14 protein-coding genes are annotated in these 14,781 nt (G+C 62.1%); 6 read left to right on the top strand and 8 right to left on the bottom strand.

Going from position 1 to position 14,781, the window contains the following annotated elements; translation table 11 throughout:
• Position 1: 1 nt before the first annotated feature.
• The gene (oiaX, locus tag NKJ13_RS01510; RefSeq protein ID WP_352506274.1) at positions 2–1,264 is read right to left on the bottom strand and encodes a 3-oxo-isoapionate-4-phosphate decarboxylase OiaX; all 1,263 of its coding nucleotides are present in this window, start codon (positions 1,262–1,264) and stop codon (positions 2–4) included.
• Positions 1,265–1,447: 183 nt separating this feature from the next.
• Between oiaX and NKJ13_RS01505 the strand changes: the two genes are divergently transcribed.
• The 3 genes from NKJ13_RS01505 to NKJ13_RS01495 all read left to right on the top strand — a co-directional run bounded on the left by NKJ13_RS01505 (position 1,448) and on the right by NKJ13_RS01495 (position 3,440).
• A complete protein-coding gene (locus tag NKJ13_RS01505) occupies positions 1,448–2,161 on the top strand; it encodes a transcriptional regulator NanR (protein ID WP_023720267.1) in 714 nt (237 codons plus the stop codon).
• A gap of 311 nt (positions 2,162–2,472) precedes the next feature.
• Positions 2,473–3,009, top strand: a complete 537-nt coding sequence (locus NKJ13_RS01500; protein WP_352776986.1) for a helix-turn-helix domain-containing protein — start codon at positions 2,473–2,475, stop codon at positions 3,007–3,009.
• Positions 3,003–3,440 (top strand): helix-turn-helix domain-containing protein, encoded by a 438-nt coding sequence (locus tag NKJ13_RS01495; protein WP_352736954.1) that lies wholly within the window; start codon positions 3,003–3,005, stop codon positions 3,438–3,440. The genes NKJ13_RS01500 and NKJ13_RS01495 overlap by 7 nt, the downstream gene beginning before the upstream one ends.
• A gap of 77 nt (positions 3,441–3,517) precedes the next feature.
• Here NKJ13_RS01495 and apnL read toward each other — a convergent pair whose 3' ends face one another.
• The 7 genes from apnL to NKJ13_RS01460 form a co-directional block, all read right to left on the bottom strand.
• Complete coding sequence (apnL, locus tag NKJ13_RS01490; protein WP_352776984.1) at positions 3,518–5,425, bottom strand: D-apionate lactonase; 1,908 nt, start codon at positions 5,423–5,425, stop codon at positions 3,518–3,520.
• Positions 5,422–6,456, bottom strand: a complete 1,035-nt coding sequence (locus NKJ13_RS01485; RefSeq protein WP_352506277.1) for a Gfo/Idh/MocA family protein — start codon at positions 6,454–6,456, stop codon at positions 5,422–5,424. The genes apnL and NKJ13_RS01485 overlap by 4 nt, the downstream gene beginning before the upstream one ends.
• 1 nt (position 6,457) lies before the next feature.
• Entirely contained in the window at positions 6,458–7,522 is a 1,065-nt protein-coding gene (locus tag NKJ13_RS01480) for an ABC transporter permease (RefSeq protein WP_352506278.1), read from the bottom strand.
• Positions 7,519–9,063, bottom strand: a complete 1,545-nt coding sequence (locus NKJ13_RS01475; RefSeq protein ID WP_352736955.1) for a sugar ABC transporter ATP-binding protein — start codon at positions 9,061–9,063, stop codon at positions 7,519–7,521. The genes NKJ13_RS01480 and NKJ13_RS01475 overlap by 4 nt, the downstream gene beginning before the upstream one ends.
• Positions 9,060–9,713 (bottom strand): DUF2291 family protein, encoded by a 654-nt coding sequence (locus NKJ13_RS01470; RefSeq protein WP_352702870.1) that lies wholly within the window; start codon positions 9,711–9,713, stop codon positions 9,060–9,062. Before NKJ13_RS01470 ends, NKJ13_RS01475 begins: the two co-directional genes overlap by 4 nt.
• A 109-nt stretch (positions 9,714–9,822) precedes the next feature.
• Positions 9,823–10,764, bottom strand: a complete 942-nt coding sequence (locus NKJ13_RS01465) for a D-ribose ABC transporter substrate-binding protein (protein ID WP_352736956.1) — start codon at positions 10,762–10,764, stop codon at positions 9,823–9,825.
• Between the two features lie 264 nt (positions 10,765–11,028).
• Positions 11,029–11,856: a phosphogluconate dehydrogenase C-terminal domain-containing protein gene (locus NKJ13_RS01460; RefSeq protein WP_352736957.1), complete on the bottom strand. Its 828-nt coding sequence runs from the start codon at positions 11,854–11,856 to the stop codon at positions 11,029–11,031.
• A 335-nt stretch (positions 11,857–12,191) separates the two neighbouring features.
• Here NKJ13_RS01460 and NKJ13_RS01455 point away from each other — a divergent pair, with 335 nt between their 5' ends.
• The 3 genes from NKJ13_RS01455 (at position 12,192) to NKJ13_RS01445 (ending at position 14,714) form a co-directional block, all read left to right on the top strand.
• Positions 12,192–12,866 (top strand): DUF2161 domain-containing phosphodiesterase, encoded by a 675-nt coding sequence (locus tag NKJ13_RS01455; protein ID WP_352478434.1) that lies wholly within the window; start codon positions 12,192–12,194, stop codon positions 12,864–12,866.
• Positions 12,867–13,031: 165 nt separating this feature from the next.
• A complete protein-coding gene (locus NKJ13_RS01450; protein ID WP_254817016.1) occupies positions 13,032–13,457 on the top strand; it encodes a hypothetical protein in 426 nt (141 codons plus the stop codon).
• A gap of 66 nt (positions 13,458–13,523) precedes the next feature.
• Positions 13,524–14,714 carry an NADH-quinone oxidoreductase subunit D gene (locus NKJ13_RS01445; RefSeq protein ID WP_352736958.1) on the top strand — a complete coding sequence of 397 codons (1,191 nt, stop codon included), beginning with the start codon at positions 13,524–13,526 and terminating at the stop codon, positions 14,712–14,714.
• Positions 14,715–14,781: the final 67 nt, after the last annotated feature.

The raw sequence follows: 14,781 nt of genomic DNA, 5'->3' as shown, positions 1-14,781 counted from the left end.
GTCAGGCCGCCTCGCCGCCGCCGAACTTCTCGATCGACCGCGCCAGCTCGACATGGCTCAAGGCATAATCCGCCAACGGAATATCCTGGACCGCCGCCTGCCAGGCCTGCTGCACGGCGCGCACGCCGGCGCCCGGCCCGTCCGGGTGGCTGACGATGCCACCGCCGCACAGATAGAGAAGATCGACCGTCCGGCCGGTTCGCTGGAAGGTTTCAGGCGCCTGCCCGCCCCACTGGCCGGAACCGGCGACCGGCAATGCGCAATCGGCCGGCGAAAAGATCGGCGTGGTCACCGCCTTGAAGGATTCGACGAAGGACCAGTCGGGTTCCCAGTATTTCGAGGCGATGCCGTTGATCTGGAACTGGTCGACGCCAAGCAGGCGCCAGAACTGCTGCCAGACCTTGAAATCCATGCCGAGACCGGGATGACGGGTGAGAATGTCCCAGCCATTGCGGTGGGCATGGAGCACAAGGCTGGAGCGTTTTCGAAGGTAAGCCATGCCGCCGAAACCGATCGAATTGATGTTGACCACGGCGCAATTGCCGCCGGCCTTTGCCACCAGGTCGTGGTTTCGCATCATCTCGTCGGGATCGGCATGTGAGATGCCGAAGGCATACATGACCTTCTTGCCGGTCTTCTGCTCGTGGTCGAGGATCAGCGGCATGATTGCCCTCACCCGCTCCGACAGCGGTGAATAGGCCGGGCTCATCAGCTTCTCGTCGTCCTTGATGAAATCGACGCCGGCGGCAATCAGCTCTTGCACCATTGCGGCCGTCTCGGGCGGGCGGAGCCCCAGCGCCGGCTTGACGATGGTCCCGATGATCGGACGATCCGCGACACCGGTCAGCCTGCGGCTGCCCGTGACGCCGAATTGCGGGCCCGGATGCGCGCCCCGGTACTCCTCGGGTAGCCTCATGTCGACGATCCGGATACCGGACAGGCCCTTGATCGAAAATGTGCCGCCGATGGCGATGGTCATCAACGCCGACAAATCGGTGCCGATGGCGTCTAGCGGAAACGCGATGTCGACGTCGGCGCGCTTGACCGGGCCATTGCGCGCTTCGGGACCGGTTTCGGGAAGAGACGGCCGATCCGCATCGGGCAGATGCCGTATCGCCAGGACTCGCGCCGCGACCCTGGCCTTGAGCTCTTCGGTCTCGCCGGCCAGCGCGACGAAGGTTCCAGTCGACTGGTCGCTTGCGATCTTGGCCGCCAGCGCCTCGATATTGCCGGGCGTTTCGATGCGATAGGTGAGAACAATCATATTCGCGCGGCCTGCCGGGGTGGTTCGAAAAAGGTTCCTTGGCCCTTGAAATCTGGTATAATGAGTACATAAGCTTTGCAAGCCCTATCCGGCTGGGCAGAGCCGGGCGAGCCGGCAGCAGGCGTTCCGGAATTCGCGCCGGAAATGCTAGATAGGGGCAGGTCAAAGGAGTGATTCGCGACGATGAACCGTTCGGAGCCGATCGTCCGGCGCAAGCTTTCCGACGAAGTATTCTTGAGACTGAAGCGCCTGATCACCAGCGGCGAATTGCTGCCGGGTGACGACATGCCATCGGAGCGCGAATTGATGGAGCGCTTCGAGGTCGGCAGGCCGGCGATCCGCGAGGCAATGCAGGCATTGAGCAATATGGGCCTCGTCGCGATCTCGCATGGCGAACGGGCGAAAGTGCTGCAGCTGACCGCCAAGTCGATCATCAAACAGGTCGACGGCGCCGCCAAGATCATCCTGTCGTCGTCGAAGGACACGCTGGAGCACCTCAAGAACGCGCGTATCTTCTTCGAGCGCGGCATGGTCAGGGAGGCCGCGGAGAAGGCAACCGCCGAGGACGTGCAGCGGTTGCGCGCAACGGTTGCAGAGCAGCGCAGCCATCGTGGCGACTCGGAAGCCTTCATATCCGCCGACATGAAATTCCACACCCAGATCTCGGCAATATCCGGCAACCCGATCTATGTCGCCGTCAGCGAGGCAATGCTTGGCTGGCTAAAGGAATACCACACCGAAATGCTGATCTGGACCGGCAAGGAAAAGTTCACGCTGACCGAGCACGAAGAGATCATCGGACGCATCGAAGCCAAGGATGCGGATGGCGCCGAGAAGGCGATGATCAAGCACCTCGAACGCTCGCGTGCGCTTTACGTGATGAACTCCGGCAGCTGAAAATCAGGAGCAAGGTCCGGACCGGCGTAGCGGCCGGCACCTTGCTCTCGGCCTACTGACTGACCACAGATCAGCCTGAGCCCGGACCGACGCAGTTTTCTGTTGCCCTCTGAATCCGATGTATTTGCCGCGTGTTTTCATTCAACGATTTCAGCATTTGCATCTTCGCAGCCATGGATTTCCGCGGCCCCGCCTTCATCAGCAAGCCCGCATAGGCCCTCCTGGAGCCCGCGCGCTTGTTCTGGAATTGGCAATTCTTGCAAAGACTATGCTAGGCTTGCCATCCACGAGAACGACACTGGAGTACCGCAATGGCTGTCAGGAGCCTCCACGTTGTGATCTGGCTGCCGTCGAATTTCTATTCGGCCGTCGTCTCGACGCTCGTGGAAATGTTTCAGCTTGTGAATGACGTCTGCCGTTCGCAGGTTCTCTCCTGTGAGTTCGTTTCAAGGAGCGCGCCGTCGGCATCAAGCACCGGAATTTCTTTCCCGACAAAGGCTCAACCATCCCGGAAAATGGATGTCCTGATTCTCATTGCCATGCCGGGTGTCGAGATTCCGGAGCTTCTGCGCTCGCTCGACGAGGAGAGTGAACATTCAAAACCGCTGATCGCGCTCGCGCAGCAGCAGGACGCAATCATCGCAGCACATTGCGGCGCGTGTTATCTGCTCGCCAATTCGGGATTATTGGACGGTAAACGCGCGACGATATCCTGGTGGCTGAGAGCCGAGGCAAGCCGCCGGTTTCCGCAAGTGCGATGGGACGCTTCCCGGCTCCTCATTCGCCAGGACCGCCTCTACACATGCGGAGGCGGGTTTTCCGGACTCGAACTCGCCAGGCTTTGCTGATCGATCTGGGCTTCTCGAAGGAAGAGCGGATCATTCGAAAACTTCTGGTTCTCCCGCCGCCGCGCACATTCCAGAGTCCCTACGAATTTTCCCTCGATGGAATTTCGAACGGAGCCAGCCCATTCGAGGACAAGTTGCGTGAGCTCTCGAAAGACAAGATGTCGGAAATCGATCTGAAATTTCTGGCAACCGAATTGGGCATGTCTTCGCGAACCCTGTCTCGCAGGTTTTTCGACGAACTCCAGACAACGCCGGGAAAATGGATCCAGGAAAGGCGGCTGGAGTTGGCAAGGTCCATGCTTGAGGAAACGAAACTGAGCGTTTCAGAAATTTGCTATCGGGTGGGTTATCAGGACGTCGCCTCGTTCAGCCGTCTTTTTTCCAAGACAACTGGAATGGCACCGGGCGAGTTTCGAAAGCAAATCCGGTGACAACTCGGCAGCGGAGTGCTGCGGCTACACGCAACCGCTACGCAAGTGCGGCTACCCATGAGCCTCGGCAAATGACTTCAGCCGATCCGGACGATTGCGTAGGGTGTCATCACAAGATGGTCTCGGCCCGACGTATCGCGCGGAATCTGGCGTGACAGTCGTCCATTCCAAATCTTGAGAGGGCCCTGATCGGAGCCGAGCCCGGAAACGTCGACCGGAACATCGACCGGGGTAAGGTTCGCCAGCCAGATGATGATCTTGCCTGTCTGGGAGCGGCCGGCAAGTGCCAGCACCCGCCTCTCATCGGTCGTTGTCGCCGCCACATGCGCATGGCCGGCCAGATCGCAAAGTCCTTTCACCGCGTGGAAAATCGGCCGGGGTGTACCGTCTTCGACAGGTTCGCCCGACGAGGCCAGCACGCCGAATGGTCCGGTGAAGCTGCAGAGCGTCGGTATTTCGAGGCCAGCCGGCGCAACACGTGCGGCATAGCCGATCGTCCATGCGGCTCCGAACAGCCCGGTATGGCGAGGGTCGCGGTCGGCCATGGCAATGCGCTGACTGTCGGGATTGGCCTTGGTCGCACCGCCATAGGGGTTCTGGCGCATGGCAATGGTCGACGGCCCGATCCGATAGGGTTTTGGCCCGAAGATCGCCCTCACCGAGGCTGTGATGGAAGGCAGCGCCTCCAACGATTGCATGACGCTGAGATCGTCGGCGGCGTGCACGATCGGGCAGGTGCAATGCGTGACGAAATCGAGCGGATCGGCCGGCACGCGCTTGCGATTGAGTTCGGTGAAATAGCTGAACATGCCGCCGCCGAGGCGGCTGTCGGGAAAGGCGCGCCGCGTCGCGGCATAGACGTCCTCGAGCAGCGGGCAGTGCGGCCACGCGCTGCCCGGTGGCGTCGACTGCCGGTCGACCGAGGGCGAAACGGCAATGGCCGAAAGCTTGAGCCCGGCCTGCCGCACCCTGTCGGCGACGCCTGAAAGCTCGGCGTCGAGATCGCCGTCGCCGGCAATGACACATTCGAGCGTTGTCCGGACCGGATAGGCGGCGGCGAGCCGGGCGTAGGATCGCAAGGCATCGAGCTCGTGGCCGCGCGTCGGGTCATAGTGGAACATCAATTGCTGCGGGCCAAGCTCGGACAGCATCGGCAGCTTGCCCAGCGCCGCCTCGACCTCATCCGGATAGATGATCACGGCGATATCCGGCAGCGCCGGTCCGGCTTGGCCGAGCGTGACACGAATCGGTTCGGCGCTTGCCGCGGCAGCCGGCACTTTCCCGCCACCCTCCATCCGCAAGCTGATGGTCTGGCGGAAGGTCTCGCCGGCAGGCAGCATGTATGACCATGGCAGCGCGAGCGGCCGGACATAGGTCTTGTAGGAGGCATCCGACCAGTTGCGCTGGTCCTCCATCTCGAAAATGTCGCCTTCCATCCGGCATTCAGCGGTGACGCCCGGCCGGACCTCATGGGTGATCGCCCGCAGATCCTTGAAAGGCTGCCAGGGATCGATCAGCTCTGGAAGCCTGGTCGCGACCACGCTGCCATCGGTATGCTCGACCGTGACCGGGCTGCCGGCCAAGCCGGCAATCGGATGCAGGATGCAGAAGCCGCAGCGATTGGTTTCGAAATCGCTGTCGGGAAGAGCGCTCACGTCGAAGACCAATTTACCATCGGCGGAGCCCTTGATGGTGGCGCGGAAGTCGAGCCGGCTGCCGTCCGGTGCCCGGCAATTTGCCGAATAGCTGACGGAAAAAGCCTCGGCATTTTGTTCGATGGCAAGATCGGCCAGTCTCGGCTCGTAGGTGCCCCAGTCGCGATCCCTGACGATGTAGGCGATAGCGCGCAGAACTTCGGTGCCGCCATGCCGAATGGTGCGCAGATTGCCGTTGACGAAGTCCGCCGTCAGCGCGCCGGCTTGCAGCCTGACCGGTTCGGCTTCAACGGCACCTGTGCCGTAGAGGAGGAAGGCGTTGGCTGTCATTTCAGCAAGGCGTCGAGTTGCACCGGCTCCCGGCTTGCGGCGCCGGCGTACGCTGCCTCGACCAGCGCTAATGTTTTAAGGTTGTCCGCGCCGGAGGTCGCGGGCTCGGTTCCGTTGGTCAGGCAATCGACCCAATGTTTTTGAATGGCGACGACGCTTTCCTGGATGTTGTGCCACGGCCGCGATGCCCAGGCCAGCAGCGGCGGCGAGACGTCGCTACCGACCGTCCCGCTCCTGCCGGTGACGGTGAGGCGGTAGCCCTGCGCCAGCCGGATCGTGCCATCCTTGCCGTCGATCTCGATCAGCGTCTCGGGGAACGGCTCTGTCGCGAGCTTGCTGGCGTAGCTGCAGTCGACCACGGAAGTGGCGCCGCCCGTGTGGTCCATCAGCATCGTCGCAACGTCCTCGCCGGTTATGCCGGGATTGACGCGCGCCGTTCGCGCGGTGACCGTCGAGACGTCGCCCAGCAGAAAGCGGGCGATGTCGAGGATATGAATGCCTAGATCCTCAATAATGAAGCGCCTTCCGGTCGCCAGATAGGGCTGGCCGGAAAACACGTCATAAGCCGATCGGAACGAGATCCGTCCGAAGAAGGGGGTGCCGATTTCGCCGCTGTCGAGCACCGCACGCACCGCCTGGATCGGCGACTGCCAGCGAAAATTCTCATGCACCATCAACGGCACGCCGGCGTCGGCGCAGGCTTTCACCATGGCCTTGGCGTCGGCAAGCGACGGCGCGAACGGCTTTTGGCAGATTACCGGAACGCCATACTGCGCCGCCATCTCCACCAGCGTTCTGTGGCTTGGTACGGTGGTAGCGATGTCGACGAAATCCAACCTTTCGCCGGCAAACAGCGCAGCAGCGTCGGTATAGCGCCGCGCGATGCCGAACTGGTCGCCGACCACCCTTAACCGGTCCGGATCGCGGTCGCAGATGGCGGCAATCGAAGCGCTCTCTATGTCGCGCCAGGCATGCATCTGGTTGACGGCAAAGAAGCCGCAGCCGATCAGCGCGCCACGCAGCTCCGCCATGTCAGCCGGCCTTTGCCATCTGCATCAGCGTGACACGGCTCTGCAGCCGGCGCTGGGCTTGGTCGACGACAACGGCTACGATGATGACGAGGCCCTTGATTACCATTTGCCAGAACGAGCTCACCCCCATCATCACCAGCCCGTCCGAAAGGATGCCGATTACGAAGGCGCCGACAATGGTGCCGCCGATGGCGCCGCGTCCGCCCGACATCGAGGTGCCACCGAGCACTGCCGCGGCAATGGCGTTGAGTTCGAAGCTCTCTCCGGTCGCCGGATGCGAGGCCATCAGTTCGGACGAGATGATCAGCCCGACGATCGCCGCGCAGAACCCGGAAAACATGTAGACGAACATCTTCACCATGTTGACGCGGACGCCCGAAATCCGCGCCGCCCGCTCATTGCCGCCAACGGCGAAGATATGGCGGCCGAGCGGAGTGTATCTGGCGAGATAGGCCGCCCCCAGTGCGACGACGACCAATATCCATATCGAAACCGGCAAGCCAAGCAGCCGGCCGGCGCCGAGGAAGCCGAACCCCGTGGTGCCGAGCTCCGGCTTGCCGACGAGATTGGGGAAGGTGCGCCCGTCGGACGACAGCAGTGCCAGGCCGCGTGCGACATAGAGCACGCCGAGCGTGGCGATGAATGGCGCAACGTTAAGCCTGGTGATCAGCAAGCCGTTGACGGCGCCGATCAATATGCCGACGGCAAGCGTGATCAGCGCGATCTCGAAGACGTTGAAATAGATGGTGTAGCCGACCTGCAGGTCGACGCCGTTCAGCACGAGATAGCCGGCCACCATGCCGCACAGGCCGACGATCGAGCCGACCGACAGGTCGATGCCGCCGGTGATGATGACGAAGGTCATGCCCATTGCGAGGAATGCGTTCAACGCCACGTGCTTCGACATCAGGATAAGATTGGCGGCCGATAGGAAATTAGGGGCAGCTATCGAGAAGAATAACAGCACGGCGATCAGCGCGATGAACGTCCTCGCCTTCATCAGCGTCAGCAGGACCGAGCCGCTCGAAATGGAGTTGACCACCGCCTTGGCTGGAATGTCAGTCATGCGCCTTGCTCTCCGTGCGGGACCGGGCCGTGGCCGAGGGCCGAGGCAGCGACGAGCGCGGCCTCAGTCGCCTCCGCGCGATCGAAGATACCGGTCAATTTTCCATTGCTCATCACCGCGATACGGTCGGACAACGCCATCACTTCGTCGAGATCGGAGGTGGCAAACAGGATCCCCAGACCGTCGCGCGACAGCTTGCGCATGGTGCGGAAAACGTCGGCCTTGGCGCCGACGTCGATGCCGCGACTCGGCTCGTCCATCAGCAGCACCTTCGGTCCGGTGAGCAGCGCCTTGCCGATCACCACCTTCTGCTGGTTGCCGCCCGACAGCGACGAGACTTCCTGCGTCGGATCGGCGACCTTGATGGCCAGTTCGCGTATCGTCTGGGTCACCGCCTGTCGTTCGGCGGCACCACGAATGTGGAACAGGCGCACGAACCGCGACAGGCTGGCCAGAGTCAGATTGCTGGCGACGGAGAGGATCGACACCAGCCCTTCGCGTTGGCGGTCTTCGGGGATCAGCGCCAGCCCGCGCCGGATGCGCCGTGTCGTGTCGCGCTCGTGCACCTTTTTGCCGGCAATGAATATCGCGCCGGTCGAATGGCCGTGGCGGCCCATGATGCAATCGAACAGCTCGCTGCGTCCGGCGCCCATCAGGCCGTAGATGCCGAGGATCTCGCCAGCGCGCAGCGACAGCGAGACGTGGTCGACCGCAAGCCCGCCGGTGACGCGCGGTAGGCAAATGTCCTCGGCGCGGAATATCTCGTCGCCCGGCACATGGCCGTCGGCCTTGGCGAAGTCCTTGGCGTCCGAGCCGATCATCTGCCGCACGACCCACTGGGTGTCGACGTCTTTCATCTTCGCCTGGCCGGTGATGCGCCCGTCGCGCAGCACCGTGATGGTGTCGCCGATGCGGATCAATTCCTCGAGCCGATGCGAGATGTAGACGATTGCCACGCCGCGCGCCTTGAGGTCGGCAATCACCTTGAACAGGATCTCGACTTCCGCCGCGCTGAGCGCCGAGGTCGGCTCGTCCATGATCAGGATGCGCGCATCGAGCGAAACCGCCTTGGCGATCTCGACCAGCTGCTGCTGGCCGATGCGCAGATCCTCGACCAGCATGTCCGGCCGGATGCCAGCCTCCAGGCGTTCAAGAAATTCCGCCGCGCGGCGCTCCTGCTCTTTGCGGTCGATTTTGCGGAAGCGGTTGGTGATCTCGCGGGTGGCAAAAATATTTTCGGCGACGGTCAGATTGCCGAACAGGTTGAGCTCCTGGAACACCATGCCGATGCCGCGATTTACCGCGTCCCCGGATGACGAGAGGGAGACCTCCTCGCCGTCCAGCAGAATGCGCCCGAGCGTCGGCTGCTCGACGCCGGCGATGATCTTCATCAGCGTCGATTTGCCGGCCCCGTTTTCGCCGACCAGCACGTTGACCGCACCCTTGCGCACCTCAAAATTCGCACGTTTGACCGCGACGGTGCCCGAATACACTTTCGAGACATCCTCCAGCTTCAGGATGACGTCTTGATCGCCGGTCATGGCTTCGGCCCGAGCTCTGCCTCCGCCGGCGTCACCAGCGGCAGGTCCCGGCCGCTGCCTGGCGTATAGGCACCGAGGATCTTGACGCTTCGGCCCTCGAGTGCCTCGCGCGGCAGCTTGGAAAGCACGGTCTTGTCGGCGTAGGCGTTGAAGGCCTTGCCGAACTGGGCGAAGTCGATCTGGTTGGTGAAATCGTTGAATTGAATGAAGTCAAGGCTGTCGCGCAGCGCTGTGCCGCGCATGGCGGGTCCGATCTGCACCCGCGCATCCGCCTTGCCGTCGCCGTCGGCATCGACGTCCATTGTCGCCGCGCGTGACTGTGTATTGGCTGCAACGACCTTGCCCTCGAGCCGGACGGCGAAGGTCCACGGCGAATTCGCCTGCTTTTTCGGATTGCCGTATTTGGCACCGGCAGCGGCGGGATCGGTCTTCGCCAAAGCATGAACCTCGGGAAACTGGCCGGCCTTCTGCTGCAGATAGGGTACCACTTTCGCCGCCCAGATGTCCTCGACCATCTTGTCGGGATTGAACGCCGAGCCAGGGCCGCCGTTTTCCGCTGACGGCGTCGGCAGGATCTTGCAGGCGGTCAGGCTGACTATAGCTGCAAGGAACGACACGACAAGGATCGGCCGGGTCAGCGTGTTGAACATGTCGGCTCGTTCGGCATGGTGGTCAGGAGCACCCAGAAATGGAAGCAAGGGCGAAATGGAAGCAAGGGACGAACCGGAGCTCGTCCCTTGCGCTTGATGTTACGCCGGCTCAGTTGGTGAGCGCGAATGTCTCCAGCTCGGCGGCATTGTCGCCATTGACCAGGACGCAATCCATCAATTGCTTTTCCTCGGCCGGAGACTTCTTGTTCTTGATGAAGTCGTTGGCCTGCTCGACCGCCATCTGTGCCTGCGCGAAGGCCGGCTGCAGGACCGTCGCCTTGATGCCGCCGGAAGTTATCGAGTCGCGCACGTCGTTCGACCCGTCGAAGCCGACGACGATGACGTCCTTGCGACCGGCAGCGGCAAGTGCCGCATAGGCGCCCATCGCCATCGTGTCGTTGCCGGAGATCACGCCCTTGATGTCCGGATTGGCCTGGAGGATCGATTCCATCTTTGAGTAGGCCTCGGTCTGGCTCCAATTGGCCGACTGCTGCGCCACCATCTTCAGGTCCGGATAGTCGTCGATGACGTCGTGGTAACCCTTGGAGCGGATGCCGGCATTGGTGTCGGATTCTTTGCCGACGAGCTCGACGAAATTACCCTTCTCGCCCATCAGCTTGACGAATTCCTGCGCGCCGAGCTGGGCGCCCTGATAATTGTTGGAGACGATCTGCGCGACGGCAACGCCGGTGGCATTGATCTCGCGATCGATCAGGAAGGAAGGAACGCCTGCGTCCTTGGCCTTCTGCACCGCAGCGACTGTGGCGTCGGCACCGGCATTGTCGAGGATGATCGCCTTGGCGCCGCGGCCGATCGCCGTATCGATCAATTCGGACTGCTTGTTGGCGTCGTCGTCATGGACGAGCACCAACGCCTCGTAGCCGAGTTCCTTGGCCTTGGCCTCCGCGCCGACAGCTTCCGCCTTGAAGAACGGATTGTCATGCGAGGGCGTGATGATGGCGATCAAATCCGCCGCATAGGCGGGCGCGGCGGTGCCAAGCGCCAGCATGCCGGCGAAAGCCGCAAGCGTCATTCTGCGTGTCAGTTTCATGTATTCCTCCCGTTGAAAATCCGCGCCTTGTCCCAAGGCTATATGCATTCGATTTCGCTAGCCGGCCGTAGGTGGCGGGTCGCGTCAGATTCACAAGCCTTTGCCGGCTTCACTTCGACGGATCGCTTCCCACTACCCCCCACTCATCTGGCCCCTGAGCCTGCTGCGAAGCTTGACGGTCCGATCCATCGAACAGCTAAGGCAACTGGTATAATGAGTCAATGACAATTTCAGGTGACATGTTCCGAAGACGCGTCACTGCCCTCAAGTGATGCGCTGAATGCTCGCGGCAATCTCCTCCGGCTCGAACACCCGTTTCCAGTCGTCGCGCATCAGAACCGGCTTGCCGAACTCTATCGCCTTGTTGCATGCGTCGGAGAACACGCCTTTGGTCTCGCCGAAGATGACGGCGCCAAGCACGTTCATATGACCAAGCAGGAAGTCGAGCGCCGCCTGCTTGTCGACCCCGCGCGCCACCACCTCGTCGACCGCCTCTTTCATGACGACGAGCAGCGAAGCGCATACCGTTTCCGAAAGGCCGGGCTCGAGCAGGGCCATCTGATCGACAGTGACGCGATGGGAGCGCATGACCGGCGCCCAGATGATCTTTGCGATCGCCTCACCCTTGGCGAAATCCTCCTCCGGTCCCTGCATCAAGGCGCTGACCATATGCTGCTTGGCCTTGACGCCGCCGAAATAGTCCTTCTTGGCCGCCATGTCGGTCTCATCGTTGAAGATCGGCGGATGGCAGGGGTGGGTGACGAAATAGGTCAGATCCGGCCGGTTCGGCAAATGCCCGGCGAAAGGTGCCGCGGCGTCGAGCACGACGACCATCGTGCCTGACGCAAGCTTGCTCTCGATACTCGCCGCAACCTTGCCGATGTGCGTGTCCGGCACAGCCAGGATCACCACATCGGCGCCATCAAGCGCCTCATCGGCGCTGACGGCATCGATGCCGAGGCCCGACTTCAGCCGCTCGCGGCCGGCGTCGCTGACCTCGACATGGCGTATCGTATACGAAGATCCGCGAAAATTGGTTGCCAGACGGTAACCCATTTTGCCGCCTGCACCAAACAGCGCAATCGTTGTCATATGTCCGTTACTCCTGAATTCCAACGACGGCCCTACCGATCGTCATCTCATTGACTTGTATGCACATTGCCGCCGGCTGGCGGATTAAAAAACGCGGGGAAGCCGCCGCTCAAATGACGATGCCTGGACGATGTCTCGGGCGCCCGGATGTCCAGCGCAGCCACGCGGAGCATGCTACCTCAGGTACACATTATACCAGCATACCAAATTCGCAAGCGGCCGCGGCACTGCTCTGACCATTTGTTTGGCCGTCGTTTACCTCCTGTTCAACGGCAAAGAGCGATCATCGCGCTGAACCGCCGATCGGCGGGATGATTCGCAGCCAACAAAGGCCCATGCTCGAAACTTCACTCTACAGCCCGGTCAAGGCCTTCCTCGAAGGCCTGGGATTTATGGTCAAGGGCGAGATCGGCGGCTGCGATCTGCTGGCGCTGAGTGCCGACTCTCCACCGATCGTCGTCATCTGCGAGCTGAAGCTGAAGTTCAATCTCGAGCTCATCCTCCAGGGCGTCGACCGTATGGCGGCGAGCGACGAGGTCTGGCTCGCGGCATGCATGTCGGCCCGCGGCAAGGGCCGCGAGAGTGACGTGAGATACCGCAATCTCTGCCGTCGGCTCGGCTTTGGCCTGCTTGGCGTGCGACCGAACGGCGAGGTTCAGGTGCTGCTCAGCCCGACGGCATTGGCCCCGCGTCGGGATCCCCGGCGCCGCTCGAAACTAATCGACGAACATCGGCGTCGGCAGGGCGATCCTGTCGCCGGCGGCGGCTCACGTGCGCCGATCATGACCGCTTATCGCCAGCAGGCACTGGCATGCGCCGCAGCACTCGCCGACGGCCCAAAACGGCCGCGTGACTTGAAGCCCAACCTGCCGAACGCACCTAAGATTCTGCTGCACAACGTGTATCGCTGGTTCGCGCGCACCGATCGCGGGATCTACGAACTGACCGCCCAGGGCCGTGAAGCCTTGCAGCGCTGGCCGCAGCCCGATCGCAGCCACGCCGCTGCCTGAGACAGGCAACGCCGGATTTCGCGCCCTGCTCTCCGCGACAATCACGGCTTTCGGCCAGACAGCACTCAGTACAAGACAGCACCTCAGTCACGGAACCATATTTCGACACGATGGTTTTGTCGTCACCGAATTGATCGTCCGCTGAGCAAACGGAAGGAAACGGCCATGCGCCTATCGACGACAATTGCCACACTTTCGGCACTGGCCCTTGCCTCGCCGGTCTATGCGCAATCCGTGGGACCAGAGCTTGCCCCTGTGCCGCCGACGGCGCCGCAAACCTTGCCGGAGCAAGCCACGCCCCAAGGGACCACTCCCGACCAGGCTACACCGGACGATGCCTTCTCCGCCCAGAATTTCACCGCAGTGACAATCGTGGCGATGGAGGATCTGCCTCCTGACATCAAGGCACAGGCGGAGGCCGTCGTCACCCAGACCAGCGCCGAGGATTTGCGCATCCTGCAAAGTTCGATCGACGCATCGCCGCAGGCGGCATCGGCACTGGCGGCGAACGGGCTCAATTCCACGCAGGTCGTGGCGGCCAATATCGACGGCGACGGCACGCTGACGCTGATCATCCAGACGACGACGTGAGCGGCTGAAAGCGGACAAGCCGGCTCCGGCACGGAACCAAAGCCCGCCTGATCGCGGAGGACTGTCATGGTCGAGGCTGCAGTTCGCAACTTCACCATCAATTTCGGGCCACAACATCCCTCCGCTCACGGCGTCCTGCGGCTGGTGCTCGAACTCGACGGCGAGATCGTGGAACGCGCCGATCCCCATATCGGCCTGCTGCATCGCGGCACCGAAAAGCTCATCGAATACAAGAACTACCTGCAGGCCTTGCCCTATTTCGACCGGCTCGACTACGTCGCGCCGATGAACCAGGAGCATGCATTCTGTCTCGCCGCCGAGAAGCTCCTCGAAATATCGGTTCCGAAACGCGGACAGCTCATTCGCGTGCTTTTCTGCGAAATAGGCCGGCTGCTGTCGCACCTCCTCAACGTCACCACGCAAGCCATGGACATCGGCGCGCTGACGCCGCCGCTCTGGGGTTTCGCCGAGCGCGAGAAGCTGATGGTCTTTTATGAGCGCGCGTCCGGCGCCCGCATGCACGCGAATTATTTCAGGGTCGGCGGCGTGCATCAGGATCTGCCGCCGGAACTCCTCGACGACATCTGGAAGTTCTGCGATCCGTTCCTCAAGGTCTGCGACAATCTCGACGAGCTGTTGACCGAGAACCGCATCTTCAAACAGCGCAATGTCGATGTCGGCGTGATCGGCCTCGATGATGCCTGGGCCTGGGGCTTTTCCGGCGTGATGGTGCGCGGATCGGGGGCATCCTGGGATTTGCGCAAGGCGCAGCCATACGAATGCTATTCGGAGATGGATTTCGATATTCCGGTCGGCAAGCATGGCGACTGCTACGACCGCTATCTCGTACGCATGGAGGAAATGCGCCAGTCGGTGCGGATCATGCGGCAATGCCTGGAAAAGTTGCGCTCACCCGAAGGCCAGGGACCGGTCGCGATCCCGAACCACAAGATCACGCCGCCGCCGCGTGCCACGACGAAGCGCTCGATGGAAGCGACGATCCACCATTTCAAACTCTACACCGAAGGCATTCGCGTGCCGAGCGGTGAAGTCTATGCCGCCGTCGAGGCGCCGAAGGGCGAGTTCGGCGTCTACCTCGTGTCGGACGGAGGCAATGTTCCCTACCGATGCAAGATCCGCGCACCTTCGTTCGCTCACCTGCAGGCGATGGATTTCCTGTCCCGAGGCCATATGATCGCCGATGTTGCCGCGATCATCGGCTCGCTCGACATCGTGTTCGGAGAAATCGATCGTTAGCCACGTCGAAGGGTCGCGGGTCCATCCTAGCCAGATCGCACCTGCCTCGACTGCGCTCGAACGCCGG

Origin of the sequence: Mesorhizobium sp. M0174 (genome assembly GCF_040322275.1) — a bacterium.
Taxonomy (GTDB): domain Bacteria; phylum Pseudomonadota; class Alphaproteobacteria; order Rhizobiales; family Rhizobiaceae; genus Mesorhizobium.
This window is presented reverse-complemented; position numbering and strand designations above follow the sequence as displayed.

Coding starts and splice junctions, on each gene's coding strand:
- NKJ13_RS01475 (WP_352736955.1), bottom strand. CDS start 9,063: ATGACCGGCGATCAAGACGTCATCCTGAAGCTGGAGGATGTCTCGAAA.
- NKJ13_RS01505 (WP_023720267.1), top strand. CDS start 1,448: ATGAACCGTTCGGAGCCGATCGTCCGGCGCAAGCTTTCCGACGAAGTA.
- NKJ13_RS01455 (WP_352478434.1), top strand. CDS start 12,192: ATGCTCGAAACTTCACTCTACAGCCCGGTCAAGGCCTTCCTCGAAGGC.
- NKJ13_RS01450 (WP_254817016.1), top strand. CDS start 13,032: ATGCGCCTATCGACGACAATTGCCACACTTTCGGCACTGGCCCTTGCC.
- NKJ13_RS01445 (WP_352736958.1), top strand. CDS start 13,524: ATGGTCGAGGCTGCAGTTCGCAACTTCACCATCAATTTCGGGCCACAA.
- NKJ13_RS01500 (WP_352776986.1), top strand. CDS start 2,473: ATGGCTGTCAGGAGCCTCCACGTTGTGATCTGGCTGCCGTCGAATTTC.
- oiaX (WP_352506274.1), bottom strand. CDS start 1,264: ATGATTGTTCTCACCTATCGCATCGAAACGCCCGGCAATATCGAGGCG.
- NKJ13_RS01460 (WP_352736957.1), bottom strand. CDS start 11,856: ATGACAACGATTGCGCTGTTTGGTGCAGGCGGCAAAATGGGTTACCGT.
- apnL (WP_352776984.1), bottom strand. CDS start 5,425: ATGACAGCCAACGCCTTCCTCCTCTACGGCACAGGTGCCGTTGAAGCC.
- NKJ13_RS01480 (WP_352506278.1), bottom strand. CDS start 7,522: ATGACTGACATTCCAGCCAAGGCGGTGGTCAACTCCATTTCGAGCGGC.
- NKJ13_RS01485 (WP_352506277.1), bottom strand. CDS start 6,456: ATGGCGGAGCTGCGTGGCGCGCTGATCGGCTGCGGCTTCTTTGCCGTC.
- NKJ13_RS01470 (WP_352702870.1), bottom strand. CDS start 9,713: ATGTTCAACACGCTGACCCGGCCGATCCTTGTCGTGTCGTTCCTTGCA.
- NKJ13_RS01465 (WP_352736956.1), bottom strand. CDS start 10,764: ATGAAACTGACACGCAGAATGACGCTTGCGGCTTTCGCCGGCATGCTG.